Raw genomic sequence first — 15,936 nt, 5'->3', positions numbered from 1 at the left:
TGCGCTATCCGCGCCCACTGTTCGTCCCGAAGGATCAGACGATCCAAAACACCCATGACTGCCTCCAAAAGACAGTCTTGAATCTGATTTGCTCAGCCTTGGAAACCCAAGAGTCCACACCTCCTAGCACGCCAGCCCAAGTTCATACCAACATTTATGAGTTCGCGACCTAGTCCGTCGATTGAAATCAAGATGCGCACGATTGCGCCATGCGCCGAAATGGTGTGGCACTCCGGCATTTTCCCCACTAAGTAGAAAAACCGGGTTGGCAAACTCGAATTTGTTCGGTAAGTAGTTTCCATCGCTGCAAATCAATTAGAGGAGGCGTTGCATGACACCAGTATCCATCGAAACGCTTCCATCCGGAATGAGCCGAAATTAGGTCATTTCCGTTCGTTGCCCGCCACGGGGCACGACGTCATGCGGTTTTTCGTTTCCCCACAACTCAACCAATCCGCCGGGGGTTAGCTCGTTTTCCGTTCCGGCCGTGTCTATTAACTCTCGATTTTGGGGCCGGCTGACTAAACACGGAGCCGGACTGGTTAAAATGACTCGCAAGAAGTTCGACTTCCGTGCCGATGCTTATCGCAATGTGCTCGGCTTTGTTTTTCGTCAGTGGACCCATCGCCCCGCTCTGGTGGGCATCATTATTCTGCTGGTAATAACAAGCACCCTGGCCGAGGTCCTGGTGCCAGTGTTTTCCGGCCAGATCGTCGACGCAATTGCCAGCGGCAATAAGTCTGGCGATGCGATCCGTGCCTTCGCCATCGTCGTGACCCTCGGTCTGACGAGTGTTGCTTTACGCTGGTTTATCTTCAACGGGATCATCCGTCTGACGCTACGCATCATGGCAGACGTGGTCAATGACGGCTTCCACAAGGTGCAGCGCTTCTCGACCGATTGGCATGCCAATAGTTTCGCTGGCTCGACGGTTCGCAAGATCACTCGTGGCATGTGGGCGCTCGACTCGCTTAACGACCTGCTACTGATAGCCTTGCTGCCCTCGCTCGTCATGCTCGTGGGTGCCAGTATCGTGCTCGGCAGTTACTGGCCGATCATGGGGCTGATCGTGGCTGCAGGATCGCTGATCTATATTGGCGTGACTGTCGTTCTTTCCATGGGATACGTGTCGCCGGCGGCAAAGCTTGCTAATGCCTGGGATACCAAGCTGGGGGGTGCGCTAGCGGATGCCATCAGCTGCAACTCGGTGGTGAAGGCTTTCGGCGCTGAGCGTCGCGAGGAGGAACGCTTGCGCCATGTGCTGGCCAAGTGGGACATCCGAACGCGACGGACGTGGAAGCGCGGGACTCTGAACGGCACGATCCAGGGTTTCATGATGGTCTCGATGCAGGCTGGCATTCTTGGTACCGGCCTTGTCATGTGGCAGCAGGGGCTGGCGACGCCGGGCGACATCACATTCGTGCTGGCAATGTTTTTCGTCCTGCAGGGCTATCTACGCTCAGTAGGCCAGGACATTCGAAACCTGCAACGCGCCGTCAACGACATGGAAGAATTGGTCCTGCTCGACAAAACACCGCTCGGAATCGATGACAAGCCGAACGCGAAGGCCATCACGATCGGTAAGGGCGAAATCGTGTTCGATCGTGTCACCTTCCAATACGGGGCCCATCCTACACCGCTCTATGACGATTTCTCGGTCACCATCAACCCGGGCGAGCGCGTCGGATTGGTCGGACACTCTGGCTCGGGCAAGACGACCTTCGTCAAGCTCATCCAGCGTCTCCATGACGTGAAGTCCGGTTCGATCCGAATTGACGGACAGGATATCGCCCAGGTCACGCAATCGAGCCTGCGCAGCCAGATTGCCATCGTGCAACAGGAGCCGATCCTGTTTCATCGCACGCTCGCCGAAAACATCGCCTATGGCCGGCCGAACGCGTCACGGCGCGATATCGAGAATGCAGCGAAACAGGCCAGTGCACATCATTTCATCATGAGCCTGCCGAAGGGCTATGAGACGATGGTAGGGGAGCGCGGCGTCAAATTGTCCGGCGGAGAGCGTCAGCGTGTCGCCATCGCCAGAGCCTTTCTGGCTGACGCGCCCATTCTAATCCTGGACGAGGCGACCTCGAGCCTTGATAGCGAGAGCGAGGTGCAGATCCAGCAGGCGATGGAACGCCTTATGGAAGGCCGCACGACGCTCGTGATCGCGCATCGCCTTTCGACAGTGCGGGCGCTGGATCGTCTGTTGGTCTTCGACAAGGGAAAGATCGTGGAAGAGGGTGATCATCAAGCGCTCATTCGCCTCAATAACGGTATTTACCGCAGGCTGTTCGAACGACAGGCACTCGAACTGACCAAGGGGCTGGTGGCATGACGCAAACTCTTGAACTGCCAAGCGTCTGTTACAATATCGTTCTCAGGAGTGGTCCTTGGCATGGAAAGGAGGAACGAAATGCCACTCAACGATATTCTGTGGATCCGTCCGGTGACGATCCGGCTGCAATGCGGGTTGGAGCGCACTTTCACAGGAGTCTATGACGCTCTGGACTTTCTGGAAAATGAATGGCCCCTTCGGCATGGTGAGCGTCACGAGCGCGCGGTGAAGACCTGCCGCGGCGCACTCAATGGAAGCGTGCCTGCTGTCATTGCGAGAGAAGCGTTCCTGACGGCGTGTCTCGAAGCCGGAATGCCAACCGTGCTGGCGCCATCGAAGGCACCGCCGAAAGTGCGGCCGATGCGACTGGCGAGTGGGGGCTCCTTATAGCCTCTCACGTTTCTGAAGCCCGCCTCTCCGTAGGCGGGCTAGCGGACGCTTTGTTTGCCTGCTCGAACCAACTGAGATAGTACCGCCCGCCAATTTCGTCAGTGTGCGACTTTCAGAAGTCGGTCCCGACATGCCGCCGATCGCCCTCACGTCAGTCGGAACCTATTGCTGTCCAAGGCTGCTATCACCCGCTTCACCAAGCCGTCTCGATCATCGCCTTCGGTCGCTAGAACGTGCCGTTCGAGGGTTCCGAGTTCGGAGAACTGTTGGTGTAGCGCCGCGATGGGTTCGGGATCGGAAAGCGTATCTCCTCCTCGGTTGCGGCAGCGCTCGATCGCAGTCTCCAGGCGTGGGCGAAGCACGATGTAGTGTATCGGAAAGCTGATCGCTTCAAACGCGGCGAGAAACCAAGGCCCGATAATGCCATCGACGATGACAAAATAGCCGCCTTTGGCGTAGGTGGCCGCGACATTTGCCAAAACATCAAGCACAACCTTGTTCTGGCTGTGCGCTTCTGGAAGGTACGGTTTAATAGCCCCGTGCTTTATAAAATGCCAGAAATCATCGGAATGCAGATGCACCTTCGATGACCCGCTCAAAGCTGCCAGAGCCGACGCCGTCGTTGTTTTGCCCGCTCCCGGAGTACCGGTCAAAATGAGGATCTCACCTCTATGATCGATGTTCATCGACAACTCTTACTTTATGCTTCGAAGGATGTTTTCGTGGGCGCGGAGCGATTGTACAACATGCACCATCCACGACGGCTGCGTTCTCGCGTACTCAAGTCATGTCAGCATATGCATGGTAGTCACCCGATTGCCTATCCCTGAAAAGATAAATGGCTGGCTGGCCTCCTCGCGTGATTTCCGCGAAGTTGAAACTTCAGGAAAGTGCCATTCGTCAAGCGCGCTCCGGCAGGCGACTATTTTTGCGTCATCCGCCTCAGCCAATAGAGTGGCTCCGTCAATTTCGCCAACGAACACCATGGCGTCCGACTCGGAAAAAAGCCAGCTTTCAAATCCAGGCGTCCTGTTGCAGACCGCGTCTGGATATCGACAGCAAGGATACACAAGCAAATCTGTCCCAGGCGGAGCGCAACGAGCTTCGCGAAATCCTGACAGCCCTTCCGCAAGCATGGCGGAAGAGCGTCAGCAAGCAGGTTAAGCAGATCAAGAGTCGAAAATGAGCAAAGCAGGATCACGCATTTTGCAAGGCGCACGGGAAGCTCTTGCCTTTGCCAAGGGCGAAGCGGACGCCGTGGATTTTGCCATCCATATTCCGGCCGAAGTGGACGTCAAGGCCATTCGACAGAAGCTGGGATTGTCGCAGCAAGCCTGCGCGACGCGATATGGATTTTCAGTCGGCCGCCTGAGGGATTGCGAACAAAAGCGTTCCAGCATCGATGCTCCCTCTCGAATTTTGCTGACCGTCATCGACAAGGAGCCCGAGGCGGTCTATCGCGCGCTGTCCGCGGCCTGATCGATTCCTCGATCATTACTGCCATGCGACGCATCCAGCGGCACTTGACAGGTGCGAGAGGAGCCCAAATCCGCTCGGCCTAAGGTGACCAAACGAGCTTAACCCCCAGGATCGAGAGTAGGGTGGCTTTCGAAAGGGCTCGGTCGCAAATTCGAAGTTGAGCGGCGGAAATGCTTCTGCTCAGTTTTTTACGCGGCCAAGATTTCAGGTTCTGTCGCAAAGCCAAATGGCAACCTATCTTCGGCACTAAGCCCTCTAGTTTTCAGGGGAGTTTGTAATGTTCAACGCCCCCCACTTCGATCGATCGGTGATCGTGCTGTGCGTCCGTTGGTATCTGGCTTACAAATTGAGTCTGCGGAACCTGGAAGAGATGATGGCCGAACGCGGCATGAGTGTCGATCACTCCACCATCCATCGATGGGTCTCCACTTCTCCCCGCAGTTGCTGGAGCGCTTTAAACGTCGGAAGCGGTGCGTTACTGGCAAGTGGCATATGGGGCGAAACATACATCAAGGTCCGCAGCGAATGGATGAGTATTGAGACGCGGCACCCTTTGCCATTCATATCGCCGGCGCGACGAAGGCCCTCTCCGGGAACGCCTTCCCAACCACTTCCAGGAATGCCCGCACCTTAGCGCCGACCAGGCGGCGCGAGCTCTGCAGCGCCCAGATCTCCACCGGCGGCCCAGCTTGTGTTCCCCAATAGGCAAGCCTACCGGCTTCGATGTCTTCGGCAACAAGTAGCTTCGGCAGCATGGCTGCGCCGGCGCCCGCCAGCACGGCATCGCGGACCATCAGCAGCGACGAGAGGCGGAGAACAGGGTTCGGCCGCAGGACAATGTCCGCCTGTCTTCCGGAATTGATTCGCCAGAGGCTCCCAGGCGGTGTTGCGGAGAGCAGGACAGCCCTGACGGCAGCTTCGTTGCCCTCCGCACTTGAAACGGGACGCGGCATGCCGGGCGGTCCCACGATCAGACGTTCATCATTTAGGAAACGGCGGCCGACGAGGCGTTCGTCCGGCGATGGGTCGATCCGGATGATCAGATCATAGCCGTCTTCAACCGGATCGACCTTGCGATCGTCGGCAACGATTTCGAGTTGGACCTCCGGATAGGCCAGAGCAAACCGTGCACCGATCCGGGGTAGCGCAACATGCGCGAAAACGACAGGTGCGCTAACCCGCAACCTGCCTTTCGGCGTAGATGCGCCAAGCACAACCGCCTCACCGGCCTCAGCGATTTCACTCAGCAGCCCGTGTGTGCGCTCATGAAGCGCTCGTCCCTCGTCGGTCAATCGCAAGGTCTGGGACCCCCGCTCGATCAGCCTCACACCGAGGCTCTCCTCGAGTTCGGCGACGCGGCGTGACAGCGTGGCCTTGGAGCGTCCGGAGACGCGGGCAGCGCGGCCGAACCCGCTATTAGCAGCGACAAGGTCGAAGTCGGACAAAGCCTGAAGATCCATCATGATGTTCCATATTCGAGACACATAGTCCCGATATTGGCATCTCCAAAACGAGAATGAAACGGATATCTTCTCCTTCGTCAGATGCAACACAAACACCGACACAAGGAGATTTTGATATGAGCATTCTCGTTTCAGGCAGCACAGGAACTATCGGGTCGCAGGTCCTGGCCCATCTTCAAACTCGCAACGCCGATGTTCGCGCCCTGACGCGCTCCCCCGAGACGGCGCAGCTTCCCGCTGGCGTAACGGCGGCCCGTGGTGATCTTGCCGATCCTGATTCGGTGCGCGCAGCACTCGAAGGCGTCAGCACACTGTTCGTGCTCGCCCCCAACGTCGCCGATGAACTGACGCAGGCGATGCTGACCCTGACGGTCGCCCATGAGGCCGGCGTCAAGGGCATCGTCTATCTCTCGGTCTTCGGCGGCGACGCCTACGCCGACGTGCCGCACTTCGCCGGCAAGTACACGGTCGAGCGGATGATCGAAGCACTCGATCTGCCGGCGACGGTCCTGCGTCCCGCCTACTTCATCCAGAACGATCTTCGTCAGAAGGACGGACTGTTGAAGGCCGGTGTCTACGCCTCGCCGATCGGCAAGAAAGGTGTCTCGATGGTCGATATCCGCGATATCGGCGAGGCCGCGGCGATCGAGCTGGTTCGCCGTGAACAATCCCCGACACCGCTTGCCCGCGAGACCTATGCTCTGGTTGGTCCCGACAGCCTGACCGGCGAAGGGATTGCCGGCATCTGGAGCATGCCCTCGGCCGCGCGGTCCGCTACGGTGGCGACGATCTCGTCGTCATGGAACAGCGCACGAAAACCATGCTGCCCGCCTGGCATGCGCTCGACCTGCGTCTGATGTTCAGCCGGTATCAGACGGAAGGCGCGGTGGCCAGCGCTGATGAGATCGCGCGTCTGACCAAGTTACTCGGTCGTGCGCCGCGCTCCTATGCCGCTTTTGCAAAAGATGCCGCCACCCAGTGGGCGAAGGGCTGATCACGGGCTTGCTCCTACCTCACAGCCAATAAAAGCGATCTGCCATGATGACGATCCAACCACTCTCGACAGAAGACGCGCCTGCCGTGGCTGCGATGCGACAAGCCGCATCGGCCCATAAGGGCGAGGCACTCGGGCCGGAGGCGCGACCGATGTTCGACGCCATGTTTGTCGCAACACCCGCTGAGGAGGATGTCCAAGTGGAGGCAGCGACGGTCGGCGGCATTGCCGGCTCTTGGCTCCGAGTGGCAAGCGCACGACCGGGCGCATGCATCCTCTACCTTCACGGCGGCGGCTATGTGCTCGGCTCGGCCCAGGCGTTTACCAGTTTCGTCGGCCAGATCGCGGCACGCGTCGGCGCAGATGCTTTCGTCCCGGACTACCGACTGGCGCCTGAACACCCGTTTCCGGCCGCGATCGACGATGCGGTCGCCGCCTATCGGGGCCTCGTTTCTGAGGGGGCGGAAAGGGCCGTGGTTGTCGGTGACTCGGTCGGCGGCGGGCTGACGCTGGCGCTGCTATCGATCCTTGCCGCCGACAAGACGAAGGGCATGGTGCAACCGGTTGGCGCAGCAGTGATGTCGCCATGGACCGATCTGACGCTCACCGGCGAGAGCTTCGAGACAAGGGCCGAGGCAGACCCGATCTGCACGCGCGGAGTCCTCCGTGGCTTCTCCGAGATGTACCTTCAAGGCCAGGATGCCACGCTTCCCGATGCATCACCGCTTTACGCCCCACTCAACGGACTGCCGCCCATCCGCATCGATGTCGGCGACAACGAGGTACTGCTCTCCGACGCCATTCATTATGCTGAGCGAGCGCAAGCGGCGGGCGTGGAGATCACGCTAACGGTCTGGGAAGGCATGCCGCATGTGTTCCAATCTTCCCTCGGCCAGTTTTTCGCGGCCGAACGGTCGGTGAACGCGATCGGTGAGTTCCTGCGCCATAGGCTCGAAACCCTGTCCGAAAACGCCGACCCTTCCAACCCACTCAAAGGAGCTTGACCATGACACGTGTATTGTCTGTAGGCCAGGAGCCTGAGACCGTTGACTTTTCCGACCCCTCTTTGCCGCCCGGGTCTAATGCCGAAAAAATCCAGGCTGGCATCGACATCGCAAAAACGACCATGACCGAGCGCGGTTGGAACGGTGACACCTGCATGATCGCTCCCGATGACAGCGGCATCGCAACATTGGCCACGCAATTGGCGAGCGTAGACTACGATTGCATCGTGATCGGCGGCGGCCCGCGCCTGCCGCCCAAAGGGTTACCGCTCTTTGAGAAGGTCGTGAACGCGATCCACCAGGGCGCACCGAAGGCAGCGACCGCATTCAGCACGCCTCCCGAGGATACGGCGCAGGCCGCGGCGCGGTAGATCGGCGACCGCCCTCACTGACTTAGTCCATTGGTGTCGGGTTGATGCTTCCCTACCCATCAGCACAATTTCGGAGATTTGACATGAAAGTACTTGTATTGGGCGCGACCGGCGCCACCGGTCGGCTGATCGTCGGCAAGGCCATCGCAAAGGGATACGAGGTGGCTGCCCTCGTTCGTTCCAAGGCAAAAGCCGCGGACCTCGCTGGCGCCCAGCTGATCGAAGGCGAGGCCCGCGATCCCGTAGCACTTACCCGCGCTATCGCCGGCTGTGACGCTGTCGTCAGTTCGCTGGGGACGGCCATGAGCCCGTTCAAGGAGGTAACTCTGCTCTCGACGGCGACGCGCGCACTGGTTGGCGTTATGGCTGCACAGAAGGTCCGTCGTCTGGTGTGCATCACCGGCCTCGGCGCCAGCGACAGCCGTGGCCATGGCGGCTTCTTCTTCGACCGGCTGTTCCTGCCGTTGATGCTGCGAAAGGTCTATGAAGACAAGGATCGCCAGGAGGATGCGATCCGGGCGAGCGAGCTCGATTGGACCATCGTCCGCCCAACGGTGCTCAACGACAAGCCGGCGCGCGGTCACATCAATGCGTTGTCCGACCTGTCTGGCGTCCATGGCGGAACCATCTCCCGAGCCGATGTCGCCGAATTTGTCGTGCAGCAGATCTGCGTGGATACGTGGTTGCGCAAAGCACCGCTGATCACGTGGTAGGATTGATTGCATCGGCATAAATGCCTTAGCATCGCAGTCGGGAGACCGGCAGCAGGTCAACCCTTTAGGATATATGATGACCATAGACGTCGTGAAGGTCAGGCGCGAGACGCCGGGTGTCCTCCATCGTATCCACCTGAACAATGCTGGCTCAGGATTGATGCCACTGGCGGTACTGGACGCCATGCTCGGTTACCTGACGCGCGAGGCCGAGATTGGTGGTTACGAAGCTGCCAGTGAGGCGGCCACAGAACTTGATGGTGTCTACGATAGCGTCGCACGCCTCTTGGGTGCCAGTCGTGACGAGATTGCGCTAACGGAAAACGCGACCGTGGCGTGGCAGCTTGCGTTCTATGCCCTGTCTTTCCAACCAGGAGACCGAATTCTAACAACGCGGGCGGAATATGCCGCGAACTATGTCGCCTTCCTGCAGGTCTCCAGGCGCACAGGCGCTGTTATAGAAGTCATTCCGGACGATGCTGACGGTGTATTGGATCCCCAAGCCCTTGAGCAGATGATCGATGACCGCGTCAAGATCATCGCAATCACGTGGGTCCCGACAAACGGTGGCCTTCGCAACCCAGCCGCAGCGGTAGGCGAGATAGCACGGCGCCGCGGTGTAATCTTTCTGCTTGACGCGTGCCAAGCGGTTGGTCAGATGCCCACACGAGTGGACGAACTCGGCTGCGATATTCTGACTGCGACCGGCCGCAAATTCTTGCGCGGCCCGCGCGGTACCGGTTTTCTTTATGTCCGCCGTGACCTAATGCTCACGATGGATCCGCCAATGATCGATCACTTCGCCGCACCGTGGGTTACCCCTGACCGCTACAAGTTGCGTGGTGACGCCCGGCGTTTTGAGACCTGGGAAAACAACTACGCCGCTCGCCTTGGGCTAGGACGAGCTGTCGATTACGCACTGCAGTTAGGTCTGGAGGATATCGAGACGCGTTGCAGCATCCTGTCCGCCCGTTTGCGAGAAGGCCTGCGAGCACTGCCCGGGATTGTCATCCATGACCTTGGCCGCAATCCGGTCTCCATTGTTTCGTTCTCGGTCGAGAAACGCGATGCAACGACCGTAAAGGCCGAGCTTACACAATTGGGTTATAACGTCAGTATATCCGCACCCTCGAGCACACTTCTTGATGCTACGGCGCGCCATTTGCCTGCGGTGGTTCGAGCATCCCCGCATTATTACAATACCGATGACGAAATAGAGAGCTTTGTTCGAGCGGTCGCCAGCAGCAAGCCATGAACCTCGTCTGCCGCGAGTGGCTTCGGCTCGTCGCAAGGGGGCTGTGCCTCCTACGGCTCTGAAAACAAGACGACCTGCGTTTTGATCTCTTCTTTGTCCATCTCCAGAATACGATAGCCGAATGTCCCTGTATCGTCCTTGAGGCAATCGGACTGCTTGACGATCTGATAGGAGACTGCCGGCGAGACATATTGCCAGATGTTTGCTTCTCGGGCTTCGTCGATCATGTGATAGTGACCGCAAAACAGGGACACCCGGCAACCCATGCCGATCAGAAGCGACCTGACCTCGTCCCGATCGCGCAGTGCTGCACCGGTTCGATCTATCGGCGTGTCGAGCGGAACGATCGGATGGTGCAGAAAGATTGCGGCCCGCTTCACACCCTCGAGTTCTCGGGCGAGCCACTTGCGCTGGCCGTCGCCGACGGCGTTGTCGGAAGTATCGAGGAAAATACGTTTCAGATGCGGATCTTGCTGCGAGTAGCACAGTTTGCCTGCCACGGTACCGCCGCCCTTGTCATAGTACGGCGTGACATTGACGTAGGTATCGTGGTTGCCGAGGATAAGCGACACATCGAAGGCATAGGCGCGGAGGAGTTCGAAAAAGCCGGCGACCGAATGTGCGGTGCCGATATCGCCGCCGAAGACGACCTTGGAAATGCCCTTACGGGCGATGTCGTCGAGGACCAAGCGCAAATGGTGCTCGTGCTCTTGTGGTGTCGCCTCATAGCCCATCTTGGTGCCGGTAATTTCGCCTTTGGCAATCAGTTTCTGCCCGAGATGAACGTCGGTGAAAAAGGCGAGGATGGTCTTCGTCATGGATCGGTTCCGTGGCAATTGCTTGAGCGTCCAGTCTACGACGGCAATTCGCCTCAATGCTTCGATGCGCGTCGAAACATGCAAACTATTTCGGTGTTATGGTGCAGCCTGATATGAAGAGACCTAGACATGACGACCCAGCCGAACATAGCCGCCGTTGCCCTCCTCATTGCCGAGCCTGCCCGGGCCGCCATGCTGTCGGCGCTCCTCGATGGCCGGGCGCGGCCAGCCGGCGAACTCGCCCATGCCGCCAGCGTAACGCCACAGACGGCCAGTTCCCATCTCGGCAAATTATTGGCCGGCGGGCTGCTGGCCGTGGAAACCCAGGGGCGGCACCGATACTATCGTCTCGCCGGTTCCCATATCGCGCTGGCGCTCGAGACCCTGGCCTCGATCGGTCCGACGGAATCCGTGCGAAGAAAGCCGCTGACCCGGGGCGCGCAGAAGCTTCGGTTCGCGCGATGCTGCTACGATCATCTGGCCGGCCGGGTCGGGATCGCCGTGACCCACGGGTTGTTGGAGAAGGGGTTCCTTGTCGCGGCCGAAAAGAAGCGGTTCGACCTCACGCCAGCCGGTACAAAGTGGTTCGACCGCATGGGCGTGGACACGACCGCGATCAAGCCGACGCGCTATGGGCTTGCTCGCCAGTGTCTCGATTGGACGGAGCGGCAACATCATCTTGCTGGCCCCCTTGGCGTTCACCTCATCAATCTCCTCTTTGCAGAAAGCTGCATACGTCGGTTGCCATCGTCGCGCGCCGTTGACGTGATGCCAAAAGGCTGGAAGGTGCTGAAGGAGCATTTGGGCATCGAGGAATGGAGCTTGCTCTGAGATGCACTCTACCTGACTTCACTTCCGCAAAGGCCGCCGCCGAAGAATGAGATGGCTGCGACGCATGCTGCGTCTAGGTTGCTGACGACGATGTCCGGCTCGGGTTCGGTCCGGATCATGGCGTCGCATCCCTCGGCGCTGGCGGGGTCGAGCGCATGGCCGCGGGCGCGACTGTCGAGGTGTGTCACGGCCGCATCGACTTTCTCCCTTGTGCGGCCATTGATGATCACCTCTGCGCCGGCATGGTGGAGCTCGCGAGCAATGGCGAATCCGATGCTTTCAGTAGATCCTGTGACGAGGGCGACTTTGCCCGAAAGATCGATGTTCAACGTGCTTCTCCTGGAAGGTTGACCGGGCGGAGTGTTCGTCGCGCCGCCACGGTTTGTTGGATGAACGGGTCGCTTAGGCTCGCGATACAGATGTCCTGTTCGGCAAGATCAGATGGCTCGGACGACGAGCGCTTGGCCGCCTCGCGTCAGGCGAAGATCAAGCCAAGGCTCTACGTCGATTGAACCTGCCGCAGCGGCCTCAGACCGCCGCATCGAGAGTATCAACGATCTTGACTGTTGCCAGCAGATGGCCGATTTCCGAACCCGTCAGGCCGGCGTCGGTATCACCCAGCGCATCCGCGATCGCCTGGAGTTGAGATCGCGTGAAGGTTTTCATGTCTACTCTCTCTCGCGTACATCTACTTCCTGGCAAATTTCGCCGACGCTATGAGCGCGCGAATTCCAGCAACAGTTTAATCTCGTGGTTATCGGCCGCCCGAAGTGCCGCCACGTAACGCGCCCGAGTCTCGCCAGCATCGATCAAGTTCGACCGTCCCCATGAAAATGGCGGCCGCTGAAGCTGGCGTGCTAACAGGTCTCCCACCAGACGGGAGAACCGCCCATTTCCGTTTGGAAAGGGATGTATGGCGACCAAACGATGACTGAATCGGACGGCTATCTCGTCGGGTGAGTATGCTTCGTGTTCGACCCAATAGCGTGCATCGTCGACTATATGTCTGACATCCGTCGCGATGCGGTAGGCATCGACGCCGATGTTTCGAGGTGTCGTGCGGTACTGTCCCGTCCACCGCCACACGTCGCCAAACATGCGACGGTGCAGTTCGTTGAGCAGATCCTGATCGAGAACGTTACGCTTGCGCGACATCGCCCAGCGCAAGCCTTCGCCAATATTTATCTGCTCGGCCTCATTCAGTTCGTGCCTGAGGGTAATGTAGGACGGAATGAGTTGTTCTCGCTCCTCGGCAGTCAACGGCGTATTGGCTTCGTCATCGTCCAGAAATAGAGGATCGTCTTCCATGGGGATCAATCATCCTCCCATAGGCGTCGTCCAGATTCTGCAAGCATTGCATCGACCAGGCGACGGCGCTCTTCCTCAAGATCCGACTTGAGCAAAGCCTGATTCTCCAGACGCATCGTGTGATCGAGCCGGACGATGTCCTGCCCCGCCTTTTCTGCCGCCCGCTCACGAAGGATAACGTCAAGGGGCTTGGTAGGAACGAAAGCATATATAAACGTGCAGTTTAACGCCGCCGCGGCTTCGCGAAGCGTTTTGATCGTCGTTGCGCCAGAAACTTCCGCCTTCTCTATAGCCGGGATACGAGAGGGTGCCGCGCCCATCCGAGCCGCAAGCTGGCGGGTGCTCATGCCTAACGCTTCACGGATGGCTTTCATCCAACCACGAGGGGGAGCCATGAGCTCAAGCTCCCGGAGGGGCGCGAGACGTCGCTCGAGATGCTTACGCGCGAGGGCAGCCTGTTGCATGTTCATAAATGTATGTCCATTTTGATCCAGAAAAAACACATAAATCAGATCAGAAATTGCGAATTTGCTCCTTTATATCAGAGCATACCCCCTAATGACAGCATAATTTAGTGAGCACCTTGCCGTTTTGAAAACCATTCCCCGATAGACCTTACCAACGTTTCGTTGGTGCAATGAAGGGCGAAAGAGCGCTGACAATTTTCAGCGAGACTTTTGATGAGCGATTTTAAGCAGCGTCATTTTCAGGGCGAGGTGATCTTGTGGGCGGTTCGCTGGTAATGCCGCTATAGGGTGAGCTTGCTATCGCTGATGACGACGCCCGAACTCTTGGCCGCGGCAAGGGCCGAATGGGCGGGCAAGACCGACGGGCAGGCGTATATCTGCCCGATATCCGACAATGTGATGCCTGGATCGGCTCATGGCCGTAAAACCACCTCATTCCGTTAGCGATGGCTGACCTATTGACTTGCATCCAACCCGCTTGCAGCATCCTATGGAAACGCACTAAGGGTAGGGAAGTCGACGGCAGGGGATTGCAGAATTCCCAGCTGTCGAACCTCCAGCGACGTCGGAAGAGGCGAAGATGACAAGCTCCGAATGGCGAGTGGGAGTGCTCTTTTCCAGAAGCGGAATCAGCGAAATTACGGAAACCGAGCACTTCCTTGGCACCGCGCTTGCGATCGAAGAGGTCAATGCAGCCGGAGGCGTGCTTGGCAAGCCTATCGTTCCGATCGCCTACGATCCAGGCGGCGATCAAACCGCCTATCGCAATCTCGCGCGGCGCCTCCTGGCCGACGACGACGTCAATATCATCTTCGGCGCGTCGATGTCGGCCAGCCGCAAGGCCGTGCTGCCGATTGTCGAGCGGCACAACGGGTTGTTGTTTTATCCCTCGATGTACGAAGGCTTTGAATATTCCGAGAATGTCGTCTACACCGGCGCCACCCTCAATCAGAACACCTTTGCGCTCGCCGAATACCTCCTGCGCAACCACGGACGCCGGATTTTCTTCGTCGGCGCTGATTATATCTACCCACGCGAATCCAATCGGGTCATGCGGGACGTCGTGGAGGCAAAGGGCGGCGAGGTCGTCAGCGAGCGATATCTTCCTCTTCATGCCGACGAGCAAACGCTGCGGTCGGTCATTTCCGACATCGTTCGCCTCCAGCCGGACGCCGTCTTCTCAACGATTATAGGGCGGCCTGCACAGCGCTTCTATCGCATGTATGCCGAGGCCGGCATCGATCGCAAGCGGGTTCCGATCGCCAGTCTGACCATGGCCGAGACCGAGATACGCGAGATAGGAGCCGATGCCTGCACAGGCCACATTCTCTCGGCGACTTATTTCCAGACGGTCGAGAACGAGGCGAATGACCGTTTCGTCAGCGCCTTCAAGAGCCGCTTCGGCGAAGAGGTGACGACGAGCGTCTGGTCGCAGCCGGCCTATGCACAAGTTCATCTTTTCGCCCGGGCGCTTGCCCGAGCGGGCTCGCTCGAGACCCATCGCATTTCCGAAGAAATTCTCATGGAAGATTTTCTTGCGCCGGAAGGCCGTATCAACTTCGACGCCGATACCCGTCATCTCTGGCTGCATCCGCGCATCGGTGTGGCGCGGGCCGACGGGCTGTTCGAGATTGCCTGGCAGGCGCCTGGTCCGATCCGGCCGGACCCGTATCTGACGGCTTCGCGTTTCGAAGACGTCTGGCTGGAGGCCTGAGATGACGGGACCTAGCAGGATCATTCAGGATCTGCGGCGCGCGCGCGTTCTGGTCGTCCACCCACGCGATGAAGACGGCAACACATTGATCGCTCATCTGAAACGCCTTGGTTGTGAGGTCAGGGCGACCTGGCCGTTGCCACCGGCCTTGCCTCCCGACGTAGACACGGTCTTCCTGCATGTCGAGGACATGCACGTCGAACACGCGCTGCAGATCATCGACCTCCAGCAAACGGCGATCATCGGCATCCTGACCTATGAGAGCCCGACAGCACTCCAGGCGATCATCGATCTCAACGCCCACGGCGTCATCAGCAAACCGCTACGGCCGCTCGGCATCCTCACGCAGTTCGCGCTGGCGCGTTATCGGCAGAGCTACGAAAAGAGGCTGGCCGGCAAGGTGCAGAAACTCGAGGAAACATTGAAAAGCCGCCGGCTGGTCGAAAAAGCCGTTTCGGCGCTGCGGGTCATGAACGGCCTCGACGAGGAGGCGGCCTATAAGCTGTTGCGCGACCAGGCAACGTCGAAGCGCGTTCCCATGGCGACAATCGCCGAATCCATCATTGCCGCGCAAGACACGATGAAAAGCCTCGGACTGTCCCTTGGCGGGAAAAGTGAACTCTAAGCCCAGGGACTATCGCTCGGCGATTTTTAAAAAATGTCTGACAGGGGCGCTTGACGGTCGCGTCGTCACATGAAAACTTAATGGTAACGAGCAGGTTTGCTCAGCGGCAGGGCTGCCGCGTTTACATTGTGGCTATGTAGCCTCTGGTTCACGGATTGAATTCCGT

The 15,936-nt window shown here is 58.8% G+C and carries 17 protein-coding genes and 2 pseudogenes; 12 read left to right on the top strand and 7 right to left on the bottom strand.

The annotated features are described in order from the left end of the window. Positions 1–547 precede the first annotated feature (547 nt). Together HGP12_RS17585 and HGP12_RS17580 are read left to right on the top strand one after the other, a co-directional pair. Positions 548–2,338, top strand: a complete 1,791-nt coding sequence (locus tag HGP12_RS17585) for an ABC transporter ATP-binding protein (RefSeq protein WP_168844197.1) — start codon at positions 548–550, stop codon at positions 2,336–2,338. A gap of 78 nt (positions 2,339–2,416) precedes the next feature. Beyond that, positions 2,417–2,728, top strand: coding sequence for a DUF982 domain-containing protein (locus HGP12_RS17580; protein ID WP_168844196.1), 312 nt, complete (start codon positions 2,417–2,419; stop codon positions 2,726–2,728). A 146-nt stretch (positions 2,729–2,874) separates the two neighbouring features. On the opposite strand, the gene HGP12_RS17575 is transcribed toward HGP12_RS17580, so the two are convergent. Next, the gene (locus HGP12_RS17575; RefSeq protein WP_168844195.1) at positions 2,875–3,414 is read right to left on the bottom strand and encodes an AAA family ATPase; all 540 of its coding nucleotides are present in this window, start codon (positions 3,412–3,414) and stop codon (positions 2,875–2,877) included. 496 nt (positions 3,415–3,910) lie between these two features. On the opposite strand from HGP12_RS17575, the gene HGP12_RS17570 reads away from it, so the two are divergent. Continuing rightward, entirely contained in the window at positions 3,911–4,207 is a 297-nt protein-coding gene (locus tag HGP12_RS17570; protein ID WP_168879456.1) for a DNA-binding transcriptional regulator, read from the top strand. Between the two features lie 277 nt (positions 4,208–4,484). Then, positions 4,485–4,736: pseudogene (locus tag HGP12_RS17565) on the top strand (IS6 family transposase); the annotation flags it as partial. Positions 4,737–4,767: 31 nt separating this feature from the next. On the opposite strand, the gene HGP12_RS17560 reads toward HGP12_RS17565, so the two are convergent. Continuing rightward, positions 4,768–5,667, bottom strand: coding sequence for a LysR family transcriptional regulator (locus tag HGP12_RS17560; RefSeq protein ID WP_168844199.1), 900 nt, complete (start codon positions 5,665–5,667; stop codon positions 4,768–4,770). A gap of 119 nt (positions 5,668–5,786) precedes the next feature. Between HGP12_RS17560 and HGP12_RS17555 the strand changes: the two are divergent. The 5 genes and pseudogenes from HGP12_RS17555 to HGP12_RS17535 all read left to right on the top strand — a co-directional run bounded on the left by HGP12_RS17555 (position 5,787) and on the right by HGP12_RS17535 (position 10,007). Next, positions 5,787–6,664 (top strand): annotated as a pseudogene (locus HGP12_RS17555) (NmrA/HSCARG family protein). 44 nt (positions 6,665–6,708) lie between these two features. After that, positions 6,709–7,668, top strand: a complete 960-nt coding sequence (locus tag HGP12_RS17550; RefSeq protein WP_168879455.1) for an alpha/beta hydrolase — start codon at positions 6,709–6,711, stop codon at positions 7,666–7,668. Between the two features lie 2 nt (positions 7,669–7,670). Beyond that, entirely contained in the window at positions 7,671–8,039 is a 369-nt protein-coding gene (locus HGP12_RS17545; RefSeq protein ID WP_168879454.1) for a hypothetical protein, read from the top strand. Positions 8,040–8,122: 83 nt separating this feature from the next. Beyond that, a complete protein-coding gene (locus HGP12_RS17540; RefSeq protein ID WP_168879453.1) occupies positions 8,123–8,752 on the top strand; it encodes an NAD(P)-dependent oxidoreductase in 630 nt (209 codons plus the stop codon). 76 nt (positions 8,753–8,828) lie between these two features. Beyond that, on the top strand, positions 8,829–10,007 hold the full coding sequence (locus HGP12_RS17535; protein ID WP_168879452.1) for an aminotransferase class V-fold PLP-dependent enzyme: 1,179 nt from the start codon (positions 8,829–8,831) through the stop codon (positions 10,005–10,007). Between the two features lie 50 nt (positions 10,008–10,057). On the opposite strand, the gene HGP12_RS17530 is transcribed toward HGP12_RS17535, so the two are convergent. Continuing rightward, complete coding sequence (locus HGP12_RS17530) at positions 10,058–10,825, bottom strand: metallophosphoesterase (protein WP_168879451.1); 768 nt, start codon at positions 10,823–10,825, stop codon at positions 10,058–10,060. A 129-nt stretch (positions 10,826–10,954) separates the two neighbouring features. On the opposite strand from HGP12_RS17530, the gene HGP12_RS17525 reads away from it, so the two are divergent. Then, positions 10,955–11,656 (top strand): helix-turn-helix transcriptional regulator, encoded by a 702-nt coding sequence (locus HGP12_RS17525; protein WP_168879450.1) that lies wholly within the window; start codon positions 10,955–10,957, stop codon positions 11,654–11,656. 8 nt (positions 11,657–11,664) lie between these two features. On the opposite strand, the gene HGP12_RS17520 is transcribed toward HGP12_RS17525, so the two are convergent. The 4 genes from HGP12_RS17520 to HGP12_RS17505 form a co-directional block, all read right to left on the bottom strand. Then, positions 11,665–11,985, bottom strand: coding sequence for an SDR family NAD(P)-dependent oxidoreductase (locus tag HGP12_RS17520; RefSeq protein ID WP_246703446.1), 321 nt, complete (start codon positions 11,983–11,985; stop codon positions 11,665–11,667). A gap of 199 nt (positions 11,986–12,184) precedes the next feature. Continuing rightward, positions 12,185–12,322 carry a hypothetical protein gene (locus HGP12_RS17515; RefSeq protein WP_205926503.1) on the bottom strand — a complete coding sequence of 46 codons (138 nt, stop codon included), beginning with the start codon at positions 12,320–12,322 and terminating at the stop codon, positions 12,185–12,187. A 48-nt stretch (positions 12,323–12,370) separates the two neighbouring features. Beyond that, positions 12,371–12,964, bottom strand: coding sequence for a mobile mystery protein B (locus tag HGP12_RS17510; RefSeq protein WP_168879449.1), 594 nt, complete (start codon positions 12,962–12,964; stop codon positions 12,371–12,373). Between the two features lie 5 nt (positions 12,965–12,969). Next, positions 12,970–13,428 carry a mobile mystery protein A gene (locus HGP12_RS17505; protein WP_281408295.1) on the bottom strand — a complete coding sequence of 153 codons (459 nt, stop codon included), beginning with the start codon at positions 13,426–13,428 and terminating at the stop codon, positions 12,970–12,972. Positions 13,429–14,011: 583 nt separating this feature from the next. Between HGP12_RS17505 and HGP12_RS17500 the strand changes: the two genes are divergently transcribed. After that, on the top strand, positions 14,012–15,145 hold the full coding sequence (locus HGP12_RS17500) for a transporter substrate-binding domain-containing protein (RefSeq protein WP_168879448.1): 1,134 nt from the start codon (positions 14,012–14,014) through the stop codon (positions 15,143–15,145). A gap of 1 nt (position 15,146) precedes the next feature. After that, entirely contained in the window at positions 15,147–15,770 is a 624-nt protein-coding gene (locus tag HGP12_RS17495; RefSeq protein WP_168879447.1) for an ANTAR domain-containing response regulator, read from the top strand. The last annotated feature ends 166 nt before the right edge of the window (positions 15,771–15,936 follow it).

This window comes from Rhizobium sp. P28RR-XV (assembly GCF_012641385.1).
Taxonomy (GTDB): Bacteria; Pseudomonadota; Alphaproteobacteria; order Rhizobiales; family Rhizobiaceae; genus Rhizobium.
The sequence above is the reverse complement of the archived record's forward strand: the minus strand, read 5'-3'. Positions and strand labels throughout refer to the sequence as shown.

Coding starts and splice junctions, on each gene's coding strand:
- HGP12_RS17585 (WP_168844197.1), top strand. CDS start 548: ATGACTCGCAAGAAGTTCGACTTCCGTGCCGATGCTTATCGCAATGTG.
- HGP12_RS17580 (WP_168844196.1), top strand. CDS start 2,417: ATGCCACTCAACGATATTCTGTGGATCCGTCCGGTGACGATCCGGCTG.
- HGP12_RS17575 (WP_168844195.1), bottom strand. CDS start 3,414: ATGAACATCGATCATAGAGGTGAGATCCTCATTTTGACCGGTACTCCG.
- HGP12_RS17570 (WP_168879456.1), top strand. CDS start 3,911: ATGAGCAAAGCAGGATCACGCATTTTGCAAGGCGCACGGGAAGCTCTT.
- HGP12_RS17560 (WP_168844199.1), bottom strand. CDS start 5,667: ATGGATCTTCAGGCTTTGTCCGACTTCGACCTTGTCGCTGCTAATAGC.
- HGP12_RS17550 (WP_168879455.1), top strand. CDS start 6,709: ATGATGACGATCCAACCACTCTCGACAGAAGACGCGCCTGCCGTGGCT.
- HGP12_RS17545 (WP_168879454.1), top strand. CDS start 7,671: ATGACACGTGTATTGTCTGTAGGCCAGGAGCCTGAGACCGTTGACTTT.
- HGP12_RS17540 (WP_168879453.1), top strand. CDS start 8,123: ATGAAAGTACTTGTATTGGGCGCGACCGGCGCCACCGGTCGGCTGATC.
- HGP12_RS17535 (WP_168879452.1), top strand. CDS start 8,829: ATGACCATAGACGTCGTGAAGGTCAGGCGCGAGACGCCGGGTGTCCTC.
- HGP12_RS17530 (WP_168879451.1), bottom strand. CDS start 10,825: ATGACGAAGACCATCCTCGCCTTTTTCACCGACGTTCATCTCGGGCAG.
- HGP12_RS17525 (WP_168879450.1), top strand. CDS start 10,955: ATGACGACCCAGCCGAACATAGCCGCCGTTGCCCTCCTCATTGCCGAG.
- HGP12_RS17515 (WP_205926503.1), bottom strand. CDS start 12,322: ATGAAAACCTTCACGCGATCTCAACTCCAGGCGATCGCGGATGCGCTG.
- HGP12_RS17510 (WP_168879449.1), bottom strand. CDS start 12,964: ATGGAAGACGATCCTCTATTTCTGGACGATGACGAAGCCAATACGCCG.
- HGP12_RS17505 (WP_281408295.1), bottom strand. CDS start 13,428: ATGCAACAGGCTGCCCTCGCGCGTAAGCATCTCGAGCGACGTCTCGCG.
- HGP12_RS17500 (WP_168879448.1), top strand. CDS start 14,012: ATGACAAGCTCCGAATGGCGAGTGGGAGTGCTCTTTTCCAGAAGCGGA.
- HGP12_RS17495 (WP_168879447.1), top strand. CDS start 15,147: ATGACGGGACCTAGCAGGATCATTCAGGATCTGCGGCGCGCGCGCGTT.